The organism is Paraburkholderia phymatum STM815 (assembly GCF_000020045.1).
Lineage (GTDB): Bacteria > Pseudomonadota > Gammaproteobacteria > Burkholderiales > Burkholderiaceae > Paraburkholderia > Paraburkholderia phymatum.
In genome coordinates this window covers 2,133,373-2,158,281 of the sequence record NC_010622.1, presented here as the reverse complement: position 1 = coordinate 2,158,281, position 24,909 = coordinate 2,133,373, and the positions used below count along the sequence as shown (strand labels likewise).

Annotated in this window: 36 protein-coding genes; all 36 read left to right on the top strand. The window is 61.7% G+C overall.

What is annotated here, in order from left to right:
- Window positions 1-80: 80 nt before the first annotated feature.
- The 36 genes from BPHY_RS09720 (at window position 81) to BPHY_RS09545 (ending at window position 24,909) form a co-directional block, all read left to right on the top strand.
- Entirely contained in the window at window positions 81-476 is a 396-nt protein-coding gene (locus BPHY_RS09720) for a hypothetical protein (RefSeq protein WP_012401298.1), read from the top strand.
- A gap of 1 nt (window position 477) precedes the next feature.
- Window positions 478-669: a hypothetical protein gene (locus BPHY_RS09715; RefSeq protein WP_041763516.1), complete on the top strand. Its 192-nt coding sequence runs from the start codon at window positions 478-480 to the stop codon at window positions 667-669.
- A 136-nt stretch (window positions 670-805) separates the two neighbouring features.
- Window positions 806-1,042, top strand: coding sequence for a hypothetical protein (locus BPHY_RS09710; protein WP_012401297.1), 237 nt, complete (start codon window positions 806-808; stop codon window positions 1,040-1,042).
- Window positions 1,043-1,055: 13 nt separating this feature from the next.
- Complete coding sequence (locus tag BPHY_RS09705) at window positions 1,056-1,367, top strand: hypothetical protein (RefSeq protein WP_012401296.1); 312 nt, start codon at window positions 1,056-1,058, stop codon at window positions 1,365-1,367.
- Complete coding sequence (locus BPHY_RS09700) at window positions 1,364-2,383, top strand: helix-turn-helix domain-containing protein (protein ID WP_012401295.1); 1,020 nt, start codon at window positions 1,364-1,366, stop codon at window positions 2,381-2,383. Before BPHY_RS09705 ends, BPHY_RS09700 begins: the two co-directional genes overlap by 4 nt.
- Window positions 2,380-2,610, top strand: a complete 231-nt coding sequence (locus BPHY_RS09695) for a hypothetical protein (RefSeq protein WP_012401294.1) — start codon at window positions 2,380-2,382, stop codon at window positions 2,608-2,610. Before BPHY_RS09700 ends, BPHY_RS09695 begins: the two co-directional genes overlap by 4 nt.
- Window positions 2,611-2,769: 159 nt before the next feature.
- Complete coding sequence (locus BPHY_RS09685; protein ID WP_012401292.1) at window positions 2,770-3,300, top strand: DUF1064 domain-containing protein; 531 nt, start codon at window positions 2,770-2,772, stop codon at window positions 3,298-3,300.
- 59 nt (window positions 3,301-3,359) lie between these two features.
- A complete protein-coding gene (locus BPHY_RS09680; RefSeq protein WP_041763515.1) occupies window positions 3,360-3,848 on the top strand; it encodes a hypothetical protein in 489 nt (162 codons plus the stop codon).
- Entirely contained in the window at window positions 3,845-4,207 is a 363-nt protein-coding gene (locus BPHY_RS09675) for a DUF4406 domain-containing protein (protein WP_012401290.1), read from the top strand. The genes BPHY_RS09680 and BPHY_RS09675 overlap by 4 nt, the downstream gene beginning before the upstream one ends.
- Window positions 4,208-4,272: 65 nt before the next feature.
- The gene (locus BPHY_RS09670; protein ID WP_407671201.1) at window positions 4,273-4,653 is read left to right on the top strand and encodes a nuclease domain-containing protein; all 381 of its coding nucleotides are present in this window, start codon (window positions 4,273-4,275) and stop codon (window positions 4,651-4,653) included.
- Window positions 4,650-5,384, top strand: coding sequence for a metallophosphoesterase (locus BPHY_RS09665; protein ID WP_012401288.1), 735 nt, complete (start codon window positions 4,650-4,652; stop codon window positions 5,382-5,384). The genes BPHY_RS09670 and BPHY_RS09665 overlap by 4 nt, the downstream gene beginning before the upstream one ends.
- 50 nt (window positions 5,385-5,434) lie before the next feature.
- Window positions 5,435-5,695 carry a hypothetical protein gene (locus tag BPHY_RS09660; RefSeq protein ID WP_012401287.1) on the top strand — a complete coding sequence of 87 codons (261 nt, stop codon included), beginning with the start codon at window positions 5,435-5,437 and terminating at the stop codon, window positions 5,693-5,695.
- Window positions 5,692-5,973, top strand: coding sequence for a hypothetical protein (locus BPHY_RS09655; protein ID WP_012401286.1), 282 nt, complete (start codon window positions 5,692-5,694; stop codon window positions 5,971-5,973). The genes BPHY_RS09660 and BPHY_RS09655 overlap by 4 nt, the downstream gene beginning before the upstream one ends.
- Window positions 5,970-6,236, top strand: a complete 267-nt coding sequence (locus BPHY_RS09650; protein ID WP_012401285.1) for a hypothetical protein — start codon at window positions 5,970-5,972, stop codon at window positions 6,234-6,236. The genes BPHY_RS09655 and BPHY_RS09650 overlap by 4 nt, the downstream gene beginning before the upstream one ends.
- The gene (locus BPHY_RS09645) at window positions 6,233-6,487 is read left to right on the top strand and encodes a hypothetical protein (protein WP_012401284.1); all 255 of its coding nucleotides are present in this window, start codon (window positions 6,233-6,235) and stop codon (window positions 6,485-6,487) included. The genes BPHY_RS09650 and BPHY_RS09645 overlap by 4 nt, the downstream gene beginning before the upstream one ends.
- Window positions 6,488-6,516: 29 nt before the next feature.
- Entirely contained in the window at window positions 6,517-7,098 is a 582-nt protein-coding gene (locus tag BPHY_RS38615; protein WP_157686526.1) for a hypothetical protein, read from the top strand.
- Window positions 7,099-7,311: 213 nt separating this feature from the next.
- Window positions 7,312-7,932, top strand: coding sequence for a hypothetical protein (locus BPHY_RS09635; protein WP_244257605.1), 621 nt, complete (start codon window positions 7,312-7,314; stop codon window positions 7,930-7,932).
- 547 nt (window positions 7,933-8,479) lie between these two features.
- Window positions 8,480-8,719, top strand: coding sequence for a hypothetical protein (locus BPHY_RS09630; RefSeq protein ID WP_157686525.1), 240 nt, complete (start codon window positions 8,480-8,482; stop codon window positions 8,717-8,719).
- 1 nt (window position 8,720) lies between these two features.
- Window positions 8,721-9,299 (top strand): phage tail protein, encoded by a 579-nt coding sequence (locus BPHY_RS09625; RefSeq protein WP_012401280.1) that lies wholly within the window; start codon window positions 8,721-8,723, stop codon window positions 9,297-9,299.
- A gap of 168 nt (window positions 9,300-9,467) precedes the next feature.
- Window positions 9,468-10,061, top strand: a complete 594-nt coding sequence (locus BPHY_RS09620; protein WP_012401279.1) for a hypothetical protein — start codon at window positions 9,468-9,470, stop codon at window positions 10,059-10,061.
- Window positions 9,997-12,141: a phage terminase large subunit family protein gene (locus tag BPHY_RS09615; RefSeq protein WP_157686523.1), complete on the top strand. Its 2,145-nt coding sequence runs from the start codon at window positions 9,997-9,999 to the stop codon at window positions 12,139-12,141. The genes BPHY_RS09620 and BPHY_RS09615 overlap by 65 nt, the downstream gene beginning before the upstream one ends.
- 25 nt (window positions 12,142-12,166) lie before the next feature.
- Window positions 12,167-12,394 carry a gpW family protein gene (gpW, locus tag BPHY_RS09610; protein WP_244304889.1) on the top strand — a complete coding sequence of 76 codons (228 nt, stop codon included), beginning with the start codon at window positions 12,167-12,169 and terminating at the stop codon, window positions 12,392-12,394.
- Window positions 12,394-14,064, top strand: coding sequence for a phage portal protein (locus BPHY_RS09605; RefSeq protein ID WP_012401276.1), 1,671 nt, complete (start codon window positions 12,394-12,396; stop codon window positions 14,062-14,064). Before gpW ends, BPHY_RS09605 begins: the two co-directional genes overlap by 1 nt.
- Before the next feature lie 44 nt (window positions 14,065-14,108).
- Window positions 14,109-14,888 carry a GIY-YIG nuclease family protein gene (locus tag BPHY_RS09600; RefSeq protein WP_012401275.1) on the top strand — a complete coding sequence of 260 codons (780 nt, stop codon included), beginning with the start codon at window positions 14,109-14,111 and terminating at the stop codon, window positions 14,886-14,888.
- Window positions 14,885-15,763 carry a S49 family peptidase gene (locus BPHY_RS09595; RefSeq protein ID WP_012401274.1) on the top strand — a complete coding sequence of 293 codons (879 nt, stop codon included), beginning with the start codon at window positions 14,885-14,887 and terminating at the stop codon, window positions 15,761-15,763. The genes BPHY_RS09600 and BPHY_RS09595 overlap by 4 nt, the downstream gene beginning before the upstream one ends.
- 27 nt (window positions 15,764-15,790) lie before the next feature.
- Window positions 15,791-16,450 (top strand): hypothetical protein, encoded by a 660-nt coding sequence (locus BPHY_RS09590; protein ID WP_012401273.1) that lies wholly within the window; start codon window positions 15,791-15,793, stop codon window positions 16,448-16,450.
- A gap of 34 nt (window positions 16,451-16,484) precedes the next feature.
- Entirely contained in the window at window positions 16,485-17,132 is a 648-nt protein-coding gene (locus BPHY_RS09585) for a head decoration protein (RefSeq protein ID WP_012401272.1), read from the top strand.
- A 63-nt stretch (window positions 17,133-17,195) separates the two neighbouring features.
- Complete coding sequence (locus BPHY_RS09580) at window positions 17,196-18,233, top strand: major capsid protein (RefSeq protein WP_012401271.1); 1,038 nt, start codon at window positions 17,196-17,198, stop codon at window positions 18,231-18,233.
- The gene (locus tag BPHY_RS09575; RefSeq protein WP_012401270.1) at window positions 18,233-18,565 is read left to right on the top strand and encodes a head-tail joining protein; all 333 of its coding nucleotides are present in this window, start codon (window positions 18,233-18,235) and stop codon (window positions 18,563-18,565) included. Before BPHY_RS09580 ends, BPHY_RS09575 begins: the two co-directional genes overlap by 1 nt.
- Window positions 18,562-19,125, top strand: a complete 564-nt coding sequence (locus tag BPHY_RS09570) for a hypothetical protein (RefSeq protein ID WP_012401269.1) — start codon at window positions 18,562-18,564, stop codon at window positions 19,123-19,125. Before BPHY_RS09575 ends, BPHY_RS09570 begins: the two co-directional genes overlap by 4 nt.
- Window positions 19,126-19,134: 9 nt before the next feature.
- Complete coding sequence (locus tag BPHY_RS39355; protein ID WP_012401268.1) at window positions 19,135-19,311, top strand: DUF2635 domain-containing protein; 177 nt, start codon at window positions 19,135-19,137, stop codon at window positions 19,309-19,311.
- Between the two features lie 2 nt (window positions 19,312-19,313).
- Window positions 19,314-20,795, top strand: coding sequence for a phage tail sheath subtilisin-like domain-containing protein (locus BPHY_RS09565; RefSeq protein WP_012401267.1), 1,482 nt, complete (start codon window positions 19,314-19,316; stop codon window positions 20,793-20,795).
- 61 nt (window positions 20,796-20,856) lie between these two features.
- Window positions 20,857-21,228 carry a phage tail tube protein gene (locus BPHY_RS09560; RefSeq protein ID WP_012401266.1) on the top strand — a complete coding sequence of 124 codons (372 nt, stop codon included), beginning with the start codon at window positions 20,857-20,859 and terminating at the stop codon, window positions 21,226-21,228.
- A 3-nt stretch (window positions 21,229-21,231) separates the two neighbouring features.
- Window positions 21,232-21,519, top strand: coding sequence for a phage tail assembly protein (locus tag BPHY_RS09555; RefSeq protein ID WP_012401265.1), 288 nt, complete (start codon window positions 21,232-21,234; stop codon window positions 21,517-21,519).
- A 118-nt stretch (window positions 21,520-21,637) separates the two neighbouring features.
- On the top strand, window positions 21,638-23,440 hold the full coding sequence (locus tag BPHY_RS09550; protein ID WP_012401264.1) for a phage tail tape measure protein: 1,803 nt from the start codon (window positions 21,638-21,640) through the stop codon (window positions 23,438-23,440).
- Window positions 23,437-24,909 carry a DNA circularization protein gene (locus tag BPHY_RS09545; protein WP_012401263.1) on the top strand — a complete coding sequence of 491 codons (1,473 nt, stop codon included), beginning with the start codon at window positions 23,437-23,439 and terminating at the stop codon, window positions 24,907-24,909. Before BPHY_RS09550 ends, BPHY_RS09545 begins: the two co-directional genes overlap by 4 nt.

The following is a 24,909-nucleotide window of genomic DNA, read 5'->3' as shown; positions in this document are numbered from 1 at the left end:
TTGAGACGCCTTCATTTGAAGTGCTGACCGAGTCGTAATTCCAGTTGGAATCCGGTTGTTTTTTTCTATAGGACCTAACGATGCAGATGGAACAAACGCCGCATAAGGCCGCTGCACCTGTTCTGGAGCCCATGATGCGCGAGGGTCGTGCGTCGGCGAAGTTTCTGTCGCGCGAGCAGATCGCTGCGTGCGCGTCTTTCCGTGATGCCGTTGTGCTCGGATGGGATAACCGGGCCGTGCGCGGCATGACGCAAAGAACGTGTGCCGAGCTGCTCGACGTGCCGCCGTCGCACATGTCGAACATGCTGAACAGAGTCGCTGTGGATCGGCACGGTAAGGCGCGGCAGGATCTTCCGGCCCGCCTGGTCGCTGATTATGAGCGTGTTGTGGGGAACCGCGCTGTGTCGCAATGGCTGTCGCGCAACGCGATGCTGACGCTGATGGAAGAGGTGATACAGAGACAGGAGACGCCATGAAATGACACACGACGAGGCTCTTCGGATAGGCCGACAGGCCACAGAGGAAGCCCGGAAGCAGGTTGGGGGCAACGACAAAGACGCACTGTTGAAAGGAATTGAAAAACAAGCTGCACAAAAGCCCGAAGTGGCAGAAGCATTCCGAGTCTTGGGCCATCTGCTGCTCGATTCACACCAGGAAACGAAGCATTAACAGGGGTGGCCGCTGAAAGACGCGGTCATCTCGACGGGGATCAGAAGCTGATCTGCAACACAAGGCGATTGCAATGCCAGCCGCCTTCTGTTTCCGATTAGCAGTCCTACGCGGCAGGCGCCGCAGGAGATCACCCATGTTGAAACTCGCAAGATCGATTGGTCGCACGATCGCGTCCGTCGCTGGTTTGTCCACGACGGGTGCCCCTCGCGTCGGCACCAGCAAGTACATGCCGCATATCGGCGCGAAGGAGCAGGAACGCGCGAAGCGCTGCTGGATGTCGGAATTCATGGAGTGCGGGGAGGGCCTTACGCGCTATCGCTCATTGCGTAGCGCCCCGACGCTGTGCCAATCGGCCAAACCGCGTGCCTGACTGGAGATCCGCCATGCAGACGGACATCTACAGCGGCCGCTCGGGCCGCCGCGTCGCCGAAACGCAGAGCGACGCTTACCACGCACTCACCGTCAAGGATTTGACAGACGGCCAGAAGATGGTACTCGACGCCTTCCGCGCCGGCCGCCCCCCGCTCACGCGCGAGGACATTGCGGCTATCACGAATCTGAAACTGGGCAGCGTCTGTGGTCGCGTTCGTGAACTGCTCGACGCCAAGCGCCTTTTCGTGGTCGGCAGTCGCAAGGATCTGGCGACGCAGACGAGTCATCAACTGCTGTCGACGAAGCCGGTGGTGTCTGCATGAGCGTGAAGGTCATGGGCATGGTCTTCGACCGTTATCCGGCCGGCGGCGGCGAGATGATCCTCGCGCTGAAGCTGGCGGATCACGCGCACGACGACGGCACCCACATTTTCCCTGGCATCGCGAGCCTCGCGGAGAAGACGCGCCAGTCCGAGCGCGCCGTGCAGTACCAGCTGCGCAGCATGGAGAAGTCCGGCTGGCTGATCCTCGTCGGCCAGGGCAAGGGCGGTCGTGGCAAGTCGCGCGAGTACCGCATCAATCCCGACTGGATAAACGGTGCAGATATTGCACTCATTGTTGACAACTCAAAGGGTGAAGAAATTGCACCCATTGATGAAGATGCAAAGGGTGCAAACGTCGACACGAAAGGGTGCAATCCGGAACAAGAAAGGGTGCAAAACGAAGCACAAAAGGGTGCAACAGCTATTGCACCCGAATCGTCAGTAACCGTCAAAGAACCATCAGGTAACCGTCAACCCGCGCGACGGACGTCGCGAATTGCGTTGCATGTCCAGCTGCGAGCAACCGAACTGCCCGACTGGTTGCCTCAAGCCTCGTGGGACGACTGGTGCGAACACCGGGAGACCAAGCACGCCGACGGTGATGCGCCGTGGACCAGAGTCGCTGCAAAGGTATCGATCCAGAAGCTGGCGATGCTGCGCGAGCAGGGGCACGACCCGGTCATCTGCATCAACGAGGCAGCGCTGCGCGGCTGGACGGGCCTGTTCCCGGTCAAGGGCGAATCGCAGCAGTCGAGCGGCGCGCAGGCAATCCCCGCTGACTGGCACAAGACGACCGCTGGCGTCACCGAGCAAGGCAGGCGGCTCGGCGTCACGCAGAAGGAAGGCGAAGTCTTCATGCGCTTCAAGGCACGCGTTGTGAAGGCGGCGGGCCCGGGTGAATGGATGGAAGACATGCTGCGCGACGCTGCGCGCTTTGGCGACGACCACTACGACGGCCTGTATCGCTACTTCAACGACATTCCGCGCGACAAGGTCGCGCTCGCGGAGGCCGCATGAGCACGATCCTCGTCGAACCGAATCCGTTTTTCCTCGTCTGGTCGCCGACTGGCGAAACGCCGCCGAGCTTCAAGCATCAGTCGCGGCAGAGCGCAGTGAACGAAGCCGAGCGCCTTGCACGCCTGCACCGCGGCAAGAAGTTCTATGTGCTCGCCTCGACGGACAGCCGCATGGTCGACGACAGGCAGCGCACGACGTTCACGCACACGGATGAGATCCCGTTCTGAATGCTGGGAGCGATTCGCGGCTGCTGTGCGCGAGGCGCACGAAGGCCGGGGCAACAAAGCATGGGATCTCGTCGAGTCGGTACGGAAGAAGTTCGGCGATAGGGCGGCAGAGAGGCAAGAGCGCGAACTGCGCAATTACGTGGACAGCAACAAACCAGCATGACGAAGCGAGCGACATCACTGCGATACCCGGAAGGCACGACGCAAGTCGGCACGGCGCGCGTGCGCGAGGCGTCGCTGGCGACGATGACGACGGCGCAACGCCGGATCTACGAAAAGACGGGCGTGCCGCCGCAGACGGCCGCGATCGACGTCGACGACCCGTTCGATCCGTCGCTGATCCGGCCGGCGACGCCCGCGAAGAAGCCGTCGAAGTACCGAAACGAGAAGTGCGAGTCGGGCGGCATCAAGTTCGACAGCAAGCGGGAAATGATGCGCTGGCACGACCTGGTGCAGATGCAGGCGCGCGGCGAGATCAGCGAACTCGAGTTGCAGGTGCCGTTCATTCTCGCCGAGCCGGTCATGATCGGCGGCCGCAAGCGCCCGGCGCTGCGATACGTCGCCGACTTCGTCTACGAGCGCAACGGTGAGCAGGTGATCGAAGACGTGAAGGGCCGGATAACCGAGGGGTACCGCATCAAGCGCCATTTGATGGCCGCGCGGGGACTGAAGATCGTGGAGGTGAAGTGATGGGGAATCGATGGTCTGACGAAGAGCGGGAAATCATCCGCGAGATCTGGAGGAGCCCGGTGTACCTGAAAACCGATTTCGACAGGCTTCCGGGTCGCACCTTCGCCGCGGTGGCTAAAGAGGCATCGAAGCTTGGACTGGGCAGGAAGGCGAAGCCCATCGGACCGATGTTCTCGTTGATCAATCGGCTGATGGCTGACCGCAAGCCGCGAACGGCGAAGGAAGTTGCGTCTGCGCTGGCAAGTCGACGCACGTCTGTCTGGGAGGCATTGGACGGCGCCGTTAAGCGCGGGGAATACCACATCGCGGGCTATGGGATCCATCCGGACCACGCGCGCAATGAAGCTGCGTACGTGATCGGTAAAGGCAAATCGGCCGTGAAGCCGAGGCCCGAAACATCGGCAGAGCGTGCACGCCGATTCCGCAAGGAAGTGGACAAGGTCGAACATAGTTTCAAGCGAAAGCAATACACCCTCAACCAAAAAATCAAACGCGGCGGCGTTAAGCGAGATTCGCTTTCGTCGGCGCTGTACGGGAGCGCGGCATGAAACTGTATCTCAGCGGGCCAATGACTGGCCTTCCGGACCTCAACAAACCGGCGTTCCACGCGGAGGCCGCCCGGCTGGAGGCGTTGGGATTCGAAGTCGAGAACCCGGCGCTTGTCGATCTCGGCCCATTTGCTACATGGCTCGACTACATGCGAGTCGACATCAAGCTTGCCGTCGATTGTGATGGCATTGCAATGCTCCCCGGATGGGAGCAGTCGCGCGGCGCTCCGATCGAGCGGAACCTCCTGCGCGATCTTGGCCTGCCGGTTTATCGCGCCAGCACGATTATTGGCCTCGCCGCTGGGATGGTCGTCTTGAGTGCTGACGTACTCGCGCCGGCGGACGCGGAGGCTGCTTGAAGCGTTCCGCTCCGCTCCAGCGCCGCACGCCGCTCGCGCGCACCGGCTTCAAGCGCAAAGAGCCGATGCCGTTCGCGCTGGCGGATCGAAAGACGGTCGAGCACCAAGCGCAGAGGAAGCGCCGCGTTAAGAAGCCGACAGTCGCCGAAGGATCGAAGTATCTCGCGGCATGCCGCGGCGAGCAGTGCTACCTGGCTGTACCGGGTGTATGCCTCGGCGCCGAAACAGTTGTTCCGTGTCACTCGAACCAGAGCCGACACGGGAAGGGCATGGGCAAGAAGGCAGAGCACCGATACACCGTGCCGGGTTGCGTTGCATGTCATGCATGGATCGATCAGGGCAGCGCGTCGCGCGAGGCGAAATTCGCGCGCTGGGATCTCGCATACGAGCGGTGGGCGCCCGTAAGGGCGAGAAAGATGGGAATTCAACTGCAGGAGGCTGCTTGATCACGAAATACGTGCGGCGCTTTGCGCGCAACACCGTCGGCATCGACTATGCCGTCGGCGACATCCACGGCTGCTTCGCCGCGCTCGAGATCGAGCTCGCGAAGATCCGTTTCGATGAGAGGGTCGACCGTCTCTTTTCCGTCGGCGATTTGGTCGACCGTGGCCCGCAGTCGGATACCGCCGTCGAGTGGATCAGCAAACCGTGGTTCCACGCCGTTCAGGGCAATCACGAAGACATGGCTATCCGCTACGTCGAGCCCGGCAATCGGGACCGTGACCATTACATGATGACCGGCGGCGCATGGCTGATCGAGAAGCCGCGCTATGCGCAGGTCATGATCGCCGACGCTCTCGCCGAACTGCCGTACGCGATCGAGGTGGAGACGGATGGCGGCCTCGTCGGGATCGTGCACGCCGACGTCCACGGCAAAAGCTGGTCTGACATGGTCCAGGCGTTCGCCTGCGCCGACAGCGGCACGAAGCTGCGACGTATCACGAACAGCGTGCTGTGGAACCGCGACCGCATTCAGGACGAAGACCACTCAGGTGTGCCCGACATGCGCGCCGTGGTGGTCGGCCACACGCCCCTGAAGCGCCCGGCGGCGTTGGGCAACGTCTATCACATCGACACGGGTGGATGGCTGCGCGGCGGCAGCTTTACATTTCTGCGCCTTGATGACCTCCAGCCCTCGACGCCTGCGTCTCACGAACTGAATTGGGAGGGCGCTTGAGGCTTGTCGTACGTATGCCGCTGCCGTCGTACCGAAAGGGTCGTCGATGGATGGAAAACTATCACTCGTTCGAATGCCTCGTCGTTCGCGTGCGCGGGCCGCAGCACACGATGCACGGCGGCAAGCCGTCGGGCGCGTGGATTCATGCCGATGTGTATCTGCCCGAGAAGTACGCCGTGGACGCGACGGCGACGCGCTTCAATCCGGACGGTACCTACACGGTTGAAGTAGTCGTCGCACACAACTGGAAGTCATTGCAGCCGTTTCTCGCGAGCGGCGATCTTGAATGGGATGTGAAGGAGCAGCCGTGAAGCACCAAGAGAGCGACTACATTCATTTTGACCCTTGGGAAGGCGACGAGTCCGACATCCGGTGCCGCACGGTGAAGCTCGTCAAGGTTCGCAAGCAGCACGCTTGCTTCATGGGCGCGCATCCGAACCATGGCGATCAACACATCATCGAGCGCGGCGCAGTTGCTCGCGTCGAAACAGCGCTGATCGATGGGGATTTTTGGGGGCGCAGCTATGTGTGTATCCCGTGCATGGACAAATGGCTCGATGAAATCAATGGCGAGGACGACGACAAATGAGCGCACACGCATACATCCAATGGGCCGACGTGCCTGACCACCTGATCGCCGGCAGCAGCCAGCGTGTCGACAGCATCACGCAGGCGAAAGTGATCGCGTTCGATGGCTGTCCGCTGTGCGGCGAGATCGAGCAGGAAGACGCGAACAACCCGACTGACCGCGTTCAGGTGCAGTTCCCGTTTCCGCGCGCGGCGGAATTGCGGCATTCCCTCGTCGATTGGTTCATCTATCACGGCATCAGTTTCACGGTGGTGGCGGCATGACGGCGCGCGAAAAGGGCGGCCCACTTGCGAATCTCGCCGGTCGGTGGGCGAAGGAGCCGTTGTTTATCGAATGGATGTGCTCCACGAACCAGCCCGCGAACAGCCCGACCGACGCCGCCGAGTTTATCCGTGCGCGGTGCTGCGTTGAAAGCCGCGCGCAGCTCGACCACAGCGCGGAGGCAAAGGCGCGGTTCGATCGCTATGTGCGCGGCCCGTACTCGAAATATCGCGCGGCGGCGGGGTGCCAATGAGGCGAGGCGACTTCCGCGACCCGGCCGTCGTGCTGGAAGAAAAGCAAAGCCGCACCTGCCTCGGCTGCAATCAACTGGAGCGCAGCTGGTGGGGCGGAACATCGAAATACGTGTGCAGCATCGGAATGCAGAAGGCGCGGACGGACGTCTACGAAATGCCGCGATGCAAGAAATACTCTGACGGGGAATCCATGACGCGCGACCAAAGCGAACAAATCGAAGAACTGCTGCTGACGTGGTATCGCTGGCAGATCCGTCAATCGCACGCGGAGACGCTCTCGCATTTCTATCGTCCGGAGGATCGCACTTGCCGCGGCTACGTCACGCCATCGAGCGCGGACGAGGACGATGAGGTCGCATATCAGTGGGCCGACGATCGCCAGTCAGAGCAGGTACAGCTTTGCGTCGACATGCTGCGGCCCGAACAGCGCGCGGCAATCTCGACGAGCATGCGCAACAAAGAGAGCGGACGCACGGTTTGGAGCAGCGCCCGCGCCGGGGACCAGCATGCAACGTATCAGGCGGCGAAAGAGCGCCTGTTGCCCATGCTTCTGTCGCGGCACCTTATCAAGATCGTTGAACTCGGTAGGGAAAATACCAGCGACGTGTAAGGCTAAAGAAGGAATTGGAAGCGGCCGTAAACGCCACTATGAAAAAGAATCTAATGATCTGGGGGCTGGTCCTGTCGCTCACGGGCTGCGCTAGCTGGTGCAACAATAGCGATGACAAGGAACGATGTCTGAAGCGCGTTCACGTCGCTCAGGCGGTCGGAGCCGCCGCGCTGGTTGTGACCGCAGTGGTGGTCGCCGCGCGTGCGGGTGGCGGTGGTTCATCTACGCAACCTAGCAGCGACCAGCAATACCCCGGGAATTGCCAATACGATTGGCAAACCGCAGCCGATGGATCGCGCTGCGGCGCTCGGTCAGCCCAATCCAGACCGGGCGGATATTGAGCGCATTGAGCGTATGCTTCGCCATTGCATGGTTCTCGCCAGAGGTGCAGAAGTGAGTTTCTTCGAGTTGACAGATGCAACGGAAATGCTGCGCAAGGCGAAGCGGGAGCTAGCGCGCATTCAAAGCGACGCTTCAGTTGATCATGTCTACAATTTCTTCGTGACCGCCTACCACGTCATTGACTATGTCAAAGAAGGTGGCTCGGTGAGCCGCGAAGAATTGCAAGCGCTGCGTACCGATTGGATGATCCAGTACTGTGCCGACGTTTGCAATAAGGCGAAGCACATGCGACTTACGAGGCGCGACGATGTTACTCCGGTTCGTTTCTCCGGCACGGTCGGTGGCGCCCCTATCGGCATGCTTCCCTTGAACGCAACGGACGAGAGGTGGGTGATGTGGCAGGATGGAACCTACGTAGAAATGGTGTCTTTTGCGCGCGCGACCGTGGTGAGGTTAGAGCAGTTTTTCATCGCCAACAAAATCCCCTTGTAAACCCGTAAAAATTCCTTTAGGATTCTTCCCCGGGAGAGTGCGCCCAGTTAAATCGTGAAGCAGGCTGAAACAGGCTGCATTGCTCGATGGTGCGAAGCGCGTCTGACCAATAAATGTTCGCCCGGAGTGAGGGCCCCAAATGAACCTCAGCCTGCCGAGCCCTCTGGGTGTGTAGGCACAAATTCACGAGCCCGCCAGTCGAAAGACGGCGGGCTTTTTGTTTTTGTGCTTGCCCGCGAAATTCCGGGATACACGGAACAATGCCTGCGTCGTAGGCGCCGAACGGAATAGTTCTGAAACTGACGGAATAAACGATCGCTCTCACGCTTTCCGATTGTTTGAGTCGTAAGTCGTGAGGGTGATGCAATCGGTCGCGCGCCGCGATCGCGGGCCACTGCGCCATGCGGACCGAGCGCGGTAACTCTCTTCGAATGTCTCCTCCTGCGCCGAGAGTCGTGGGATTCGCCAGCGCGCCTTCGTCGCTGGCTTTTTTATTTCCGGTGACTGAATGGCACGTCCACCCAAGAAAATCGATGCGGAAGCCTTTGTGGGCGAGATCGCATTGATGCGTTCGTCGATCTGGCAGAACGGCAAGAAGGCGGTGGCAGCGATCATCACCGAAGCGACGACGGATGCGGCGCTGCTGCCCGATAAGGCTATCGCGCTCGTGTCGGTCACGGCATTCGCGCCCGGCGCTCCCTCGCGGCTCGTCCGCGACGTTCCGCTCTATCGCGGGGACGCCGGCGCAGACGTTTTACCGTCAGCCTGGCTCAAAACCTCGGCCTGACATGCTGAAGCTAAATGTTCACGCTGACGTTAAGGGCGTCGCGACAAGCCTGACCCGATACGTTGGCGAGCACCAGAAAGCGGTTGTCCGCGCGCTCAACAAGACGGCGATGCAGGCCCGAACGGCCGCCGCGCTGGAAGTGCGAAGCGCTGGCTACAACATCAAGTCGAGCGCGATCAAGAGTTCGTTCGCGGTGCAGAGAGCATCCCGCGGCAAGCTCGTCGCGGTGCTCAAGTCAACGGGTCGCCCGGTGGCGCTGATCAACTATGGCGCGCGCCAAGGCAAGAACGGCGTGAGCGTGCAGGTGAAAGCTGGTCGAACCGTTCTGCGTCACGCGTTCATCGCGACGATGCGGAACGGTCACAAAGGCGTTTTCGAGCGGACGGGCAAGACGCACAAGAAGGTCATGCGCAACGGCAAGGTTGTTCGATCCGGATTGCCGATCAAAGAACTGTTCGGCCCGTCGATTCCGCAGTCGCTCGCGAACGATGCGGTGCAGAAGGCGCTGATGAAGAAGATCCGCGAGAAGTTCCCGCAGATCCTGAAGCACGAACTCGCGTTCATCGCGTCGAAGCGCTGACGCGCGCGGACTGGCGCTGCACGTCGCGATGCACTGCTCTGGTGAAAAGCATGCTTTTTTGACCGGCCGGGTCCTTCCCGGGCAATCGCAGCAGGGCGGGAGCGAAGACTCGCGAATTTCCACCAGCGCTGAGTTTTGAAAATTGGGTAACAGGTAACAGAACCGGCGATGAATCAGAGCGAGTTCGCGGCACTCCACGGCGTCAGTCGCAAGACGGTGACTAAATGGAAGGAGCGCGGCTGGCTTGTGTTTGCGGGCGATGCGATCGACGTCAAAGCGTCGAACGCGAACCTGACGCGATACCGTCGGGATGGTGCTCCCGCTGTTACCCAATCAGCGAAGCAGACGGCCAAAGGTAACAAACGGCAGTCTGTTACCCTGGCGGCGAAAGGGGTAACGCTCGAAGATGGAGAGAGCGCCAGCGAGGTAGCCGGGCGAATCCTTTCGGGCAACGTCGAGCTGCTCAGTTTCGACGAGGCGCGCTGTCTAAAAGAGAACTACCTCGGGCTGATGGCTCAGCTCGAGTACGAACGAAAGTCCGGGTCGCTCGTCGAGCTGGATACCGCAACTGCGATCCTCTTCGAGGAATTCCGGGCACAGCGCGATGCGTGGCTTAACTGGCCGACCAGAGTAGGTCCGATCTTGGCAGCCGATCTGGGCGTCGAGGCCGACCGGGTTGTCGAGACCCTAACCGCGCATGTCCACAAGCATATTGCCCAACTCGGCGAACCGGAAGCCAATTTCTCGGAACGAGAAGGCTGACCGGCTTCGTGCGTCTGTACGCCGCGCGTGGACGCCGCCGCCGCGTATAAGCGTGCCGGCATGGGCAGACGAATTTAGAAAGCTCGCGAAAGAGGCGGGCAGTACCTCGGGCAACTGGGAAACCTCAACGGTCGAGATCGCCCGCGGCCCGATGCTGGCGGTTACCGAGCCGGGTGTGCATGTGATCACCACGATGGTGAGCACCCAGCTGCTGAAGACCGCGTTGCTCGAAAACGTCTTCGGGTACTTCGCGCACCTGGATCCTTGCCCGATCCTGCTGCTGCAACCGAAAGAGGACGCGGCGGAGCAGTTCAGCAAAGAGCGAATCAGCCCGCTGATCCGCGTGACGCCGGCGCTGCGCGAGATCGTCGGCACAAGCAAGACGCGGAATGCCGATGAGACGCTGCTGTTCAAGGCGTTCCCTGGCGGCTTTCTGGCTTTGGCGGGCGCCGGTAGCCCTGACAACTTGGCGCGGCGCCCGGTGCGCGTGATCCTCGCGGATGAGGTCGACAAGTATCCGGTGACGCGCGAAGGCGAGCCGATCGCGCTGGCTGAAGAGCGGACCGCGACGTTCGGCGTCAACTGGCTTTCGATTCGCGCATGCTCGCCCACGGTCGAGGATGAGAGTCGGATCGAGGCGAGTTACAAGGAATCGGATCAACGCCGCGCGTCGATCGCGTGCCCGCATTGCGGGCATCGCATGTTTCCCGACTTTTTCAAGCACGTCGATTGGGACAAGCGCCGCGACGACAGCGGCAATGTCGTCGAGCACTTTCCGAAGACGGCGAGGATCTCGTGCGAGTCATGCGGCCAGATCTGGTCGGAAGGCGACCGGCTGCGTGCGCTGCAGACCGCGCGGTGGCATCAAACGAAGCCATTCGAATGCTGCGGCGGCCGGCATGTGCCACTGGATGCTTACGAGCGCGCCTGGCGTGGGCCTGAAGACTCGCGCGAGACGAAGATCGACGCCGCGATCGCGCAGGTCTGGGACTGGTGGGAAAGCGATCGCCATGCAGTGTATCGCGCCAAGTGTCCGGAATGCGGCGAATGGAAGGTCGATAACGAGCATGCTGGCTTCCAGGCGAGCAAGCTCTACAGCCCATGGCAGAAGGATAAGCCGTCCGACATCGCGGCGAAGTGGCTCAAAGCCGAAGGCGACGAAGAGAAGAAGCAGACCTGGTGGAACACACAGGCCGGCATGCCGTATCGCCCGAACTCGGGCAAGGTGCTGCGCCTCGAGGCGCTCGTCGCGCGCGGCGAACGGTGGGCGGCGGAAGTGCCCGACGGCGTCGCGGTCATCACGATCGGCGTCGACACGCAGGACTATCGCTTCGAAGTCGAAGTTGTCGGTTGGGGGCGCAACGAAGAGAGCTGGTCGATCGCCTATGAGGTGATCGAAGGCGACATGGAAACGCCGGAGCCGTGGGAGCGGCTCGACGCTCTGCTCAATCGTGTCTGGCATCGCGCTGACGGACGACCGTTTGAAGCGATGGCGGTCTGTATCGACTCGGGCGGTCACCACACGCAAAAGGTCTACGACTTCTCGAAAGCGCGACTCGGCCGCAAGGTCTGGGCGATCAAGGGCGAGTCCGCAGTCAGCGGTAAGCGTAATCCGGTCTGGCCGATCAAGAAGCCGACGCGGAAGACGAAGGCATCGTTCCGCCCGGTGATTCTCGGCGTGAATGCGGCGAAGGACACGATCCGGAACCGACTGCACGTCGAAGAGGCGGGGCCGGGCTACATGCACTTCCCGAACGACCGAGACATCGGCTACTTCGAGCAGCTCACGTCCGAACGTTCCGTCGTGAAGGTCTCGGGTGGCCAGAAGTATCGGGTCTGGGAGTTGCCATCGGGTCGTGCCAATGAAGCGCTCGACTGCCGCGTATATGCGTATGCCGCGCTGTGCGGTCTGACGCATCTCGGCCTGAAGCTAAATCGTCGCGCGGATCTCGTTGCACAGCCACTTGACTACGAAGCTTCGCAGCCGCAAGCCGAGCAGGCAGTTCCGCAGGCCGCGCCGGCGGCATCACAGATCGAAGTTAAACCCGTCAGGAAGAAGCTGACGAACCGCCTCGCATAGGAAAGAAATGGCAATCACGGATGGAATGAGCACTGCGGACATGCAGTCGCGGTTGGCCGCGCTTCAGGCGGCCTACTTCGATCTGTCCTCGGGCGCGAAGATCGTGACTGCCACCTACAACCAGGGCGACGGCACGAAGTCGGTCACGTATCAGCAAAGCGACATCACGCAGATTCGCAAAGCCATCGAGATGCTGCAAATGGCTCTCGGAATCATCTGTAACTATCCACGCGCACGCAGGGTTCTTTTCTGATGACACTCATCGTCGATTCCACCGGCAAGCCGTTCGCGGATCTGCCGGCAGGGGGGCGTGCGCGCGCAGATTCTGGATGGGGCGGCCCGGGCATCACGCAGCCGTCATATTCGAGCCTCTTCCCGTACGAGGCCTCGAACATCCAGACGCCCGAGATGGGCCAGTGGTTTCCTTACATCCGCTCGCCGGATTCGGAAATCAACCAGTTCCGCGATCGCATGGTCGCGCGTTCGCGCGATCTCGCGCGCAACGACGGCTGGGCTAGCGGTGGCATCACCCGCATTCTGGACAACACTGTCGGCGCGCATCTGCGTCTGTCGGCAAACCCGGATTACCGATCGCTCTCGATGCGCGCGCGCGGATTCGATGCAACGTGGGCAGACGAGTTCCGACGTGCTGTCGAAGCGCTCTGGCGCAACTACTCGGAGGACATCGAGCACTTCAACGATGTCTCCCGCCAGTTGACGATGTCGCAGCAGCTGCGGCTTGCGCTCCGGCATAAGCTGATCGACGGCGAAAGTCTGTTCGTCAGCTACTGGATGCCGGAGCGGATCGGCGTGGGAGGTGCTCGCTACGCTACGAGCTTCATGCTGATCGATCCGGACCGCCTGTCGAATCCGTACCAGATTGTCGACACGAAATATCTGCGCGGCGGCGTTGAGATAGACGATTACGGTGTTCCGCTCGCGTATCACATCCGCAGGGCGCACCAGAACGATTGGTACAACGCTGTGGAGTCAATGGAGTGGGAGCGAGTCCCGCGCGTCGACGAAGACGGCTGGCGTCGCGTAGTGCACGACTTCGAGCGCGATCGCGCGGGGCAGAACCGCGGCATTGGTGTTTTCACGCCGGTGCTGGCGCACGCGAAGATGCTCGCCCGGTACTACGGCGTCGAGCTGCAGGCCGCGACCGTCGCGACGATTTTCGGGACATACGTGACGAGCCCCTTCGATCCGAAGATGATCGAGTCGGCGATGGACAGCGATGGCGAAGAACTTGGGTTCTATCAGGACCTTCGCGCCGACTGGTCGAAAGAGCGTCCCGCGATGCTCAACAGTGTTCGCATCCCAACGTTGGCGCCAGGCGAAGACATCAAGCAGGTCAACGCCGCGCATCCGCACAGTGGATTCGGCGAATTCGCGCATGAGATGCTCCGCTCGATCGCGGCCGCGCTTGGCGTATCCGCTGAGCAAATCACGCAGGATTGGAGCAGGACGAACTATTCCAGCGCTCGAGCTGCGATGCTCGAAAGCTGGAAGACGCTGTCTCGTCGAAGCGCTGACTTCAAGGTCGGCACCGCAACGCCGATCTACGCGTGCTGGCTTCGGGAGGCGATGGAAAACGGGGATCTCGACGATGTCCTGCCGCGCAATGCGCCCGACTACATCGAAGCAGCAACCGAATACTCGCGCTGTGACTGGCTTGGCGTTGGACGGGGATATGTCGACGTTACAAAGGAGGCGGCCGGAGCAGTAATGCGCATGGATGGCGGCCTGTCGACGCTCCGCGACGAAGCGAAGGAGCAGGGCCGAGATTGGGAGGAAGTCCTTCATCAGCGCGCACTGGAAGTCAAGATGTTCAAGGAGCTTGGTCTCAATCCGCCCGACTGGGCTGGTGAGGTTGCCGCCGCCGAGGTGGGCAAGCCAGAGCCAACACCGCAACCGCAATAGTCCTTGACGCGCCTTCGGGCGCGTCTTCGTTTCAGCTGAGAAGAATGGAAAGAGAAACGAAGATTTACGTGCTTCGTGACCCCCGCACGCATGCTGTTCGGTATGTGGGCAAAACGGTGCAAAGTCTCGCTCGGCGGCTAAATGCGCACGTTCATAGAAGCGATGCTAAGAAAACGCACCGTGACTGCTGGATTGCAGGGCTCAGGATGGCCGGGCTAATACCGGTCATCGAATGTGTAGCGACAGCAGGTGCAGACTGGGCTGAATGCGAGCAATTCTGGATCGCGCACTATCGCGCTGCTGGCTGCGACCTCACGAACCAGACGGACGGCGGAGAAGGAACTCCGGGAATTGAGGTCAAAGATTCTGTGAGGGTTGAGATGTCGCGGCGGCAAATCGCCAAGATGACCCCGGAGTATCGAAAGCAACTCAGCGAGAAAGTAAAGAGCGGCTGGACGCCGGAGCGTCGAGCGGAATGGGCCGCGAAGATGGCTGAGCGGCAGACCCCCGAAGAGCGTGCTCGACGATCCGCCCAACAGAACGCGCCCGAAATGCTGGCAAGGCAGCGAGAGAAGCAGAAGGAAGTTTGGACGCCAGAGCGTCGCGCCGCTCGTGCGGCACAGGTCAAGGCGCAGATGACGCCTGAGCGAATCGCCGCACACAAGGAGCGGCTTAGGAAGACGACGTCCGACCCTGAGTGGAAGGCGAGACATTCGGTGTCTCAGCGCGCCAAATGGACGCCTGAAATGCGAGCAGCACAGGCCGCGCGTACGCGTGCCCAGTTTGCTGCGAAGCGGGCGTTAACCCAGAGCGAGTCTCAATGAAAACCTATCCGTTTGCAGCGGCGCGCGTGTTTGACGTGCCGCTGGCGATCCACCCCACCAAGGGACAGGTGATTGCGAAGGTGCTCGCCGGTCGATTCGGAATTTCCGATGTCGAGTTCGCCGGCGAAGCGCCGGTTTTCGTGAAGCCGATGGCTTACGACGAGTGGGACGACGGCCCGAGCGAGCAATACGAAGAGACGCCGTATGACCTGACGCAGGGGGTTGCGGTCATCGACGTGTCGGGCACGCTCGTCCAGAAAAGCAGCAACCTTCGGCCGTATTCGGGGATGCTCGGTTACAACGCAATCCGCCACAACTTCCTTGCCGCGCTAGATGACAAGAAAGTGAAGGCGATCGTGCTGTCGATCGACTCGCCAGGCGGTGAAGTGGCTGGCTGCTTCGATTTAGCCGACCTGATCTACGAATCGCGCAGCGTCAAGCCAACGCTTGCGATCCTGAACGAGTCCGGGTACAGCGCTGCTTATGCGCTCGCAAGCGCATGCGAGCAGATCACGGTCCCGCGGACAGGCGGCACGGGCAGTGTCGGAGTGATCTGCATGCACGTAGATCAGAGCAAGGCAATCGACAAGGCTGGGCTGACCGTCACGATCATCAAATACGGTGATCGCAAGGCCGACGGCAATCAGTTCAACCCGCTCTCGAAAGAGGCGCTCGACCGGTACCAGGCCGAAGTCGATGAAATGGGCGAACTCTTCGTTCAGACGGTCGCTCGCAATCGCAACCTTTCCGCCGACGTCGTTCGAAAGACGCAGGCAACCACCTTTCTCGGTGCCGCTGGTGTCGAGATCGGCTTCGCTGACGCCGTGATGGCGCCCGACGAAGCGTTTCGCTCCCTGCTCAAAGAGCTGGGCTGACATTTCCCCAACCCAAGAGGTTCACATATGAGTATTCGCACCCTCGCGGCGCGCGGGCTCTCGTTCGCCCATCTCGCCGGCATCAAACCCCGCGGCGCGCGAGCCGAAGACGATCGTCAGGAAGACGACGAGCGCGCTGAAGAGCAGGATCAGGAAGAGCAGGATCGCGACGACGGCGACGCAAAAGGCTCGAAGGGCAAGAAGGGCAAACGTGCTGAAGATCGCACCGACGACCCGGATGCGGAAGACGAAGAGAACGACGAAGTCGAGAACGACTCCGGCAAGGGCAAGAAGGGCAAGCGCGCGGAAGACGACGAAGCGGACGAAGGCGACGACGACAGCGATCCGGACGCCGAAGACGATGACGACGAAATGCGCGGCAAGAGCGCCGTCGCACGCGCGCGTCGCCGTGAGCAGGCGCGCTGCGCTGCGATCATGGGCTCGAAGTACGCAGCCCGCAACGTCGAAATGGCAGCGAACCTTGCATTCAAGACGCGCATGACGCGTCAAGAAGCGCTCGCGGTGCTGCGTTCGGCGCCGAGCGGCGCGGCAACACCGCAGTCGCAGCGGCGGGCGGACCGCAATCCCCAGCTCGGCGCGGGCGGCGAAATGCAGCGCAACCCGCAACGCGAAGCATCGGCAGGCTGGGACCGCGCCTTCACGAAGGCGACGGGCAAGCGCGCGTAAGCGTACCTCTCACATCTTCATCTAAGGAACTCTCATGAGCTACGTTTCTCGCTCGCCCCTGATCGAGCAATGGCACGCGGGCGGCTTTCTGGTCTCGCAGCCGCGTGGTCACCGTCATATCGATCGTGGCACCTTCACGGGCGCCGTCAAGGTCTATCCCGGCACGGTGATGGGCCAGCAGACCGTCGGCACGACGGCGGCCGCCGCAGCGCTCGGCACGAACACGGGCAACGGTACGTTCGGCGCGATCACGGTCGGCGCGGCAAAGGCCGGTGCCTATACGGTCGAGTTCGACGATGCGACGCATTACGTCGTTTCCGATCCGACCGGCAAGGAAGTCGGACACGGCACGACGGGCGTTGCATTCAATGCTGGCGGCCTCGGCTTCACGATCACGGCAGGCGGTACGGCCTTCGTCGCCGGCGACAGCTTCACGGTCACCGTCGCTGCTGGCTCGGGCAAGTGGGTGCCCTGCGTTAAGACGGCGACGGACGGTTCGCAGATCGCTGCGGGCATCTCGTTCGGTCTCGTCGATGCAACGCTGAACGACACGCCGGGTGCAATCGTCGTGCGCGACTGCGAAGTGAACACGTCGGAACTCGTGTGGGATGCGTCGATGGATGCGCCCGCGCAGGCCGCCGCGCTCGCTGCGCTGCTCGCGCTGAAGATCATCGCTCGCTGATCCCCACAACTCGAAAAAGACAGGCCGCCTTCGGGCGGCTTTTTCATTTGAAGGAGCCGTTCAATGGCATCGCTTGATATTTTCAACCAGGACCCGTTCTCGACCGTTTCGCTGACGGCGGCCGTCGACAAGTATCCGTACCAGCCGCAGACGCTCGGCGAACTGGGCATCTTCGACGACGACCCCATCCGTACGACGGCGCTGGTCGTCGAGCAGCGTCAAGGCCAACTCGTCGTGATCCCGCTGAGCGAGCGTGGCGAAGAGGGCACTCAGCGCACGACGGAAAAGCGTCAGGCGCGTTACTTCGAAGTGCCGCGTCTGCGCCACGCCGATACGATCTACGCGAACGAACTGCAGAACATCCGCGCGTTCGGTACCGAGTCGGAGCTCATGCAGGTGCAGGACGAGGTTGCACGTCGCCTCGCAGGCCCGACGGGTCTGCTGAAAAACATCGAATACACGTGGGAATTCCAGCGCCTCGCAGCTGTGCAAGGAAAATTCACGGACGCCGATGGCACCGTGAAATACGACTGGTTCCAGGAATTCGGCATCACGCCCGCGACCGAAGTCGGCTTCAACCTCGCTGCCGCCACCGCGAACTCGCTGCGCCCGCTCTGCAACCAGATCACGCGCTCGATGGCGCGTAAGGCGCAGGGTGCGTTCACGCCGTCGACGAAGATCTTCGCACTGTGCGGCGACGCGTTCTACGACGCGTTCGTGAACCACCCGGACGTGATCCGTACGTTCGTGAACTGGAGCGATGCTGTCGAGATCCGCGGCGGCAACTCCGGCGGCGCATTCCAGGCATTCGAATTCGGCGGCATCCGCTGGCTGAACTATCGCGGTTCGGACGACAACGCGACGATCAAGATCGCCGACGACAAGGTCAAGTTCTTCCCGGTCGGCGCTCCCGGCATCTTCCGCCGCGCGCTCGCCCCGGGCGAGTCGTTCCAGTGGGTCAACACGCCCGGCAAGCCGGTCTACGTGGTGCCGATCATGGATCGTGACCGCGACGAGTGGTGGAAGATGGAAGTGTCGAGCTACCCGCTCCACATCTGCACCCGTCCGGAAGTGCTGTTCAGCGGCCGCTCGGAGGCGTAATGCCTGTCGACTGGAATGCCGAGGTCATCGGCCCGCTGATGGGTGTCTTCGGCGAGCCGGTCACCTATCGTCCACTCGCCGGCGGATCGCTCTCGATCACCGGCGTGTTCGACAACGCGTATCTCAAGGAGGTGATGTTTGAGGACGCGACGTCGGGTGTGACCGAGGTGTCGGCGGTCCTCGGCGTCCAGTTGTCGCAATTTCCTTCGGATCCCATGCAAAACGATCAGCTCTCGGTGGCGAGCGTCAATACGACGTTCCTCGTTCGGGAGGTACGTGTGGATAGCCGAGGCGGTGCAAAGCTGCTGCTTAGCAAGGTGAGTTCGCCATGACGACGTCCGCAGATCTTCGCGCGCTGTTCGTCAACGCGCTCATCGGGGAGACGGATGCTGGCGCGTCGGTCTTTTCGCCATTCGATTGGCCGACAGCCGGTGACGCATATCCCGCGATCCTGGTGCATGCGCGGCGCGAGCGGAAGGAATCGCTCGGGCCGAACGTCCCGGAGTTCAACGTATTCACGACCATCGACATTACGGCACGCACCAAGTCGCCGGCGCGCGTCGGCGACCTTGGAGCGGCTGACGCACTGTTGGCTGCCGAACGATTGAAGGCGCAGATCGAGGTCGCGCTGATCAACAACCCGGCCATCTGGGCTGATCCGAACGGTGGCCAGCGGATCGAGCAGTTCACGTCGGTCGAGTCGGACCTGATGTCGAACTCGGAAGGGTCGATGCCCATGGCGGAACTGTCGATGCAGATCGAAGTGAAGTTCTATCAGGGCCCGGAAGATTTCTTCCCGATTCCTCTGACGCCTCTCACGGAAATGACTCTTGCGGTTGAAGAGCCGGACGGCACGGTCGAGCCTGGCTTCAACATCGCACTCCCCCAATAGGAGCGCCTCATGCGCATCAAACCAGCACCGGGCCTGTCCGTACGGGACCCGGTGACGAAGCAATTGCTTCCCGCCGATGGCATTGAGGTGCCCGACGGTGACATTTTCTGGACCCGTTGCCTGAACGACCGCGACGTGGTTCTCGTCGATGAACCCGCGTCGCAGACGCCCGCCCGGAGCAAGTGACCGTGACGATCCCATTCAAGCAAATTCCCCAGAATATCCGGGTGCCGCTGTTCTATGCGGAGCTCGACAACAGCCATGCGAACACGGCGCAGGCCAACCAGCGAGCGCTGATCATCGGTCAGATCACGTCATCGGGCATCGCGACACCGAATGTCCCAATCATCTCGTCTGGCGCGACGGATGCCGCAGTGCAGGGCGGGGCGAGCTCGATGCTCGCGCTGATGACCGCTGCATACAAGGCGAACGATTCGTTCGGCGAGGTCTGGTGTCTGCCGCTTGCCGATGCGGCCGGCTCGACTGCGGCGTCGGGTTCGATTGCCTTCACTGCTGCGCCGACGGCGAACGGCACGCTTTCGCTTTACATCGCCGGTCAGCTTGTCACGGTCCCCGTGACATCCACGCAGACGACGGCCCAGATCGCGACCGCAGTGGCTGCTGCCATCAATGCAATTGCAGCTATGCCGGTGACTGCGACGGCGTCGACGAGCACCGTCACGCTGACAGCCGATAACAAGGGGCTGTGCGGCAACGACATCGACATCCGCGTCAACTATCAGGGCACGGCGGGCGGCGAAGCCACGCCGACGGGCCTGACGTTCACGATCACGGCGATGGCCGGCGGTGCGACGAATCCGACGCTGACGACGGCGCTCGGCAACCTGCTCGATATGCCGTTCGACTTCATCGTGTGCCCGTACACTGACACGACGTCCCTCGATGCGCTGAAGGGCTTCCTCAACGACACAACGGGTCGTTGGAGCTGGCAACAGCAGGTCTATGGCCACGTGTTCACGGCCTATCGCGGCACGTTCGCAAGCCAGACGACGTTGGGCCTCGCGCGGAACAACCAGCATGAAACCATCATGGGTTTCAATGATTCGCCGACGCCGAATTGGCAGTGGGCGGCAGGCTTGGCCGGCGCCGCGGCGGTCTCGCTGCGCGCGGACCCGGCGACGCCGCTGCAAACGGTAGTGATCCAGGGCGTGCTGGCCCCTCCGCTGCAATCGCGCTTCAACCTGTCGCAGCGCAACACGTTGCTGTACGACGGTATCTCGACATTCACGGTTGCGCAGGACGGCACGGTGGCGATCGAAAACCTGATCACGACGTACCAGACGAACAGCTTCGGGCAGCCCGACAACTCGTATCTCGAGGTCGAAACGCTGTTCACGCTGGCGTTCCTGTTGCGTGACTACGCATCGATGGTCACGAGCCAGTTTGCGCGAATGAAGCTCGCTGCCGACGGCACGCGTTTCGCCCCAGGCTCGAACATCGTGACGCCGAGCATCATCAAGGCGGCCATCATCGCGAAGTTCCAGGAGCAGGAATATAACGGCTACGTGCAGAACAGCAAGGCGTTCGCACAGGCGTTGATCGTGCAGCAAAACGCCAGCAACCCGAATCGCATCGACGTTCTGTGGCCGGGCACGTTGATTGACCAGTTGCGCATCTTCGCGCTGCTCGGTCAGTTCCGTCTGAGCTAAGGTAAAACCGCACCGCTGAGAGCCGCCTTAGGGCGGCTTTCGCTTTTCTGGAGAGCCCACGATGGCAAACCCCAACCGCCTCGCCGGCACCGCGACTCTCACGGTGGACGGGCAGAACTATCTTCTGGTCGGCGACTTCGAATACAACCCGTCGACCGTAACGCGGGAATCGCTGGTCGGCATGGATGATGTGCACGGCTTCAGCGAGAAGAAGAGAGTCGGCTCTATCTCGGGCACGCTGCGCGACACCGGCGGCCTGACGGTCGCCGATCTGAACGCGATGGACAACTCGACTGTCGTTGCGCAGCTTGCGAACGGCAAGACGATCATCGGCCGCAACATGTGGACCGTCGAAGACCAGACCGTCAAATCCACGGATGCAACCGTGGAAGTGAAGTGGGAAGGCCCGGCGGTCTCGGAGACCACGAGCTAAGTTATGAGCCAACCTGAAGAAAAGACCATCAAGCTTCGCAAGCCAGTCAAGCTCGGCTCGGGCGAAACCGAAGTCGTGTACGACTCGCTGAATTTGCGCGAGCCGACGGCCGGCGAGCTCGACAAAGCGATGTCGGCGTCGTCGAACATCGGTATCGGCATCATGCTGATTCACCTCATCTCGGGTGTGCCGAAGGCCGCCGTCGAGAAGCTCAGCCAACGTGACTTCACGGAGGCGAACGAGTATCTCGGGGGTTTTACCGACGATGGCCCGACGGCTGCGGAACAGTAGTCGCCGAGGTCACCTACTTCTTCCGCTGGGGGCCGCACGAGGCATGGACGTTGCCTTTGTCGCGTCTCGTCTGGTGGCTGGGGCAAGCTGAACGCATCAAAAAGCAAATGGAGTCGTGATGGCAGCGAGCACGCCATTCGTTGTGACGATCACCGCGGTCGACAAGGCTACGGCATCCGTCCAGAAGATCAAGGCGTCGCTTGCGAGCGTCACGAAGCCCGCTTCGGACCTGAAAGCGTCGTTCGCGAGCTTCAGCAAGGAAGCGGGCCTCGATCGCGTCGCGAAGTCGATGAAGTCCGTTGGCACGGCTGCCGCCGATACCGCGCGACAGGTCGCGTCCGTCATTACGCCGCTGACGACGATCGCAGGCATCGGATCGATTGCCGGCATAGCGCTGCTCGCGAACGAATGGGGCAAGTTCGGCGCCGAGGTGCAGCGTACGTCGGGCGTGCTCGGCGTGTCGACTCAGGATCTACAGGCGTTTCGCGGCGCTGCGAAGCTCGCCGGTCTCTCGGCCGATGACATGACCGGAAGCCTGAAGTCGCTCGGTCGCACGATCGAGGACGCCACATACGGGCGAAATCAGGACGCGCTCGTCATGATGCAGAAGTTCGGCATCACGCTGCATCGCACGAAGGATGGCGCCGTCGACGCGACGCGCGCACTGAAAGAGGTGGCGAACGCCATCGTCGCCCAGAAAGGCAACGTGCAGGCTCAAGGCCTCATTGCCGGAGCGTTTGGTGTGGAATCTCTGCTTCCTTTGCTGCAAAAAGGGGAGAAGGGTATCGACGAGTTCGTCAATCGCGCGCGGTCGATGGGCCTTGTGTTCGATGACAAGCAACTCGCGCGCGGTCAGCAGTTCAACGAGAACATGCTCAAGCTCGAAGCGTCGGCCACGCGGTTGAAGTACTCGTTCGGTGATGCGCTTGCGCCCGCGGTGCAGCGCGTACTCGACGTTGTTGGACGCCTCGTCGATAAATATGGCGACGTGGTCGCCTCGAAGGTGTCCGAGTACGTCGAGAAGTTCGCGAACTGGATCGATCACGTCGACTGGGACAAGACCACGAGCGAGATCGGAAAATTCGTCGATGCCATTGGCGGCGTGAAGGGGATTGCTATCGCGATCGCCGCGATTTCGTTCGCGGGCCCGATCGCAAGTGTGCTCAGCCTGATCTCGAATCTGACGCTGCTCGCAACTACGACGGTGCCGACGGCCGTGGCGGCGCTTGCGCGGCTCGCAGGCGGCCCGATCATGGCAGCTGTTCTCGCTCTGCTGCATTCAAAGGACCTGAATACCGGTGAAGACGACTATCTGAAGCAGCATCAGGCGCAGCCAGGCCAGCAATGGCAGGGTGACCCAATCGGCGATCGTCGGCGCGCGGGTGCCGCAGACGATGCTCAAACCGCAGGCGTCGTCGATCGGTTGACGAAGATGGGCTGGTCGAAGGAGCAGGCCGCTGGTCTGGCGGCCAACTTCTGGCAAGAGAGCCTGTTCAATCCTAATGCTGTAGGTGACAACGGCCACGCATATGGCATCGGACAGTGGCATGAAGATCGGCAGGCTGAATTCAAGAAGCTGTTCGGCACCGACATCCGTAAGTCGACGCTGGACCAGCAGCTTCAATTCGCGGATTACGAGCTGCGCCGCGGCAACGAACAGAAGGCAGGGCGCGCGCTGATGGGCGCGTCTTCGGCGCAGGACGCCGGCAGCATCGTGTCGCGTCTGTACGAGCGCCCGGCCGATGCGGCAGGCGAAGCGGCGCGGCGCGGCCAGATGGCGGCGGCGATAGACGGCAAGGTTCACGTGCACGTCGACATTCCGAACGCTCCGCCGGGCACGAAAGCATCAGTGCGCGCTAGCGGCGGCGCAACCGCGTCGGCACGCGTCGGCACATCGAACGTTATTGGACCATCGGTATGAGCACCGCATCCACGATTGGCAACGCTGTCGGAAGTATCGGCGGCGTCGCATCCGCAGCGGGCGCGGCGGCCAGTGATCTCGCCAAGCTGTTCAATGGTGGCACCGGATACTGGAGCAAGCTCCGCAAGGCAAGCTACAACGGCGTCCCGTTCGCCGTGCTCGCGGAAAGCGGCACGTTCGGGCGGCGCAATGCAATCCACGAGTATCCGAACAAGGAGACGATGCCGTGGATCGAAGATCTCGGCCTTCAGACCAACGTTTTCAGGATTCAAGCATTCCTGGTTGAGAACAGCCTGGTCTATGGCGGCGGAGATGTGCTCGCGCAGCGCGACCGCCTGATCAAGACAATTCAGGGCGGAACGACGGGAAGCACGAAGTCGCCGGGTCTCGGAACGCTCGTTCACCCGACATATGGCAACCTGAAGGTCAATTGCCTGCAGGCAGAGATCGGTTCGAGTTGGGATCGTGGCCGGGTGGTGGAGCTTCGGCTCGTGTTCGCACGCGGCGGCGATCGGCTTTACCCGAAGGCGCAACAGCAGACGAGCGGCGCGGTGACAGGCGCGGCAGATGCTGTCGATTCCACATCCCTGTCGAGCTTCATCACGGGGATTGCGTCGTCGATCTCAGCTGGCGCCGCAGTAGTCAAGACGGCCGTATCCACCGTCGTGAAGTGGTATCAGACCGTGAATATGCTCGTGCATGACGTCAAGCGATTCTGGAATTCGCTTTCGACATTGGCGGGCAACTTCGGTCGCCTGTTCGGCGGCGGAAACACGGGATATGCGGCGTCGAATCAGAAGGCCGCGTCGAGCGCAACGGCCGCGAGCTTGATTGCTGCCGATACGTCAAATCGTGCGGCTGTCGCGACGGCCGGCGCCGCACTGACGGCGGCTGCGGCGAACGTTGGAAGTGACCCGACGACGTTTGCGAATGCTGCTCAAGGAGTGGCTGCGGCGCTCGCGGCGTCGGCATCGTCGCCTGCGGATGCGATCCGGCTGCTGTCGAGCTTGATCGCTTTCAGCCCGACGCCGATTGTCGGATCATCGCAAATCGCCATTGCGCAGCAGACCATGCAGAGCGCATGCGCGGACCTGTTCCGCCGGGCGACGGTTGCGCAGATCGCAATATCGTCGTCAACTTATCAGCCTTCATCGGCTGATGACGCGTCGTCGATGCGCGACAGCGTGACCGCGCTGATCGACAACGAAATCCAGATTGCAGCCGATCAGGGCGAGGACGACGTCTATACGTCGCTCCGGGCGCTGCGGCAATCGGTTGTTGCGGATCTGGATTCACGCGGCTCAGGCCTGTCTGCGATAGCGACCTTCACGTTTTCGACCACGCTGCCGTCACTCGCGCTGGCGAACCGCATGTATCGCGATTCGACGCGTGCGGAGGAGCTGGTGACGCAGGCGGATCCGATTCACCCGGCATTCATGCCCACGCAGTTCAACGCTCTCTCAAGCTAA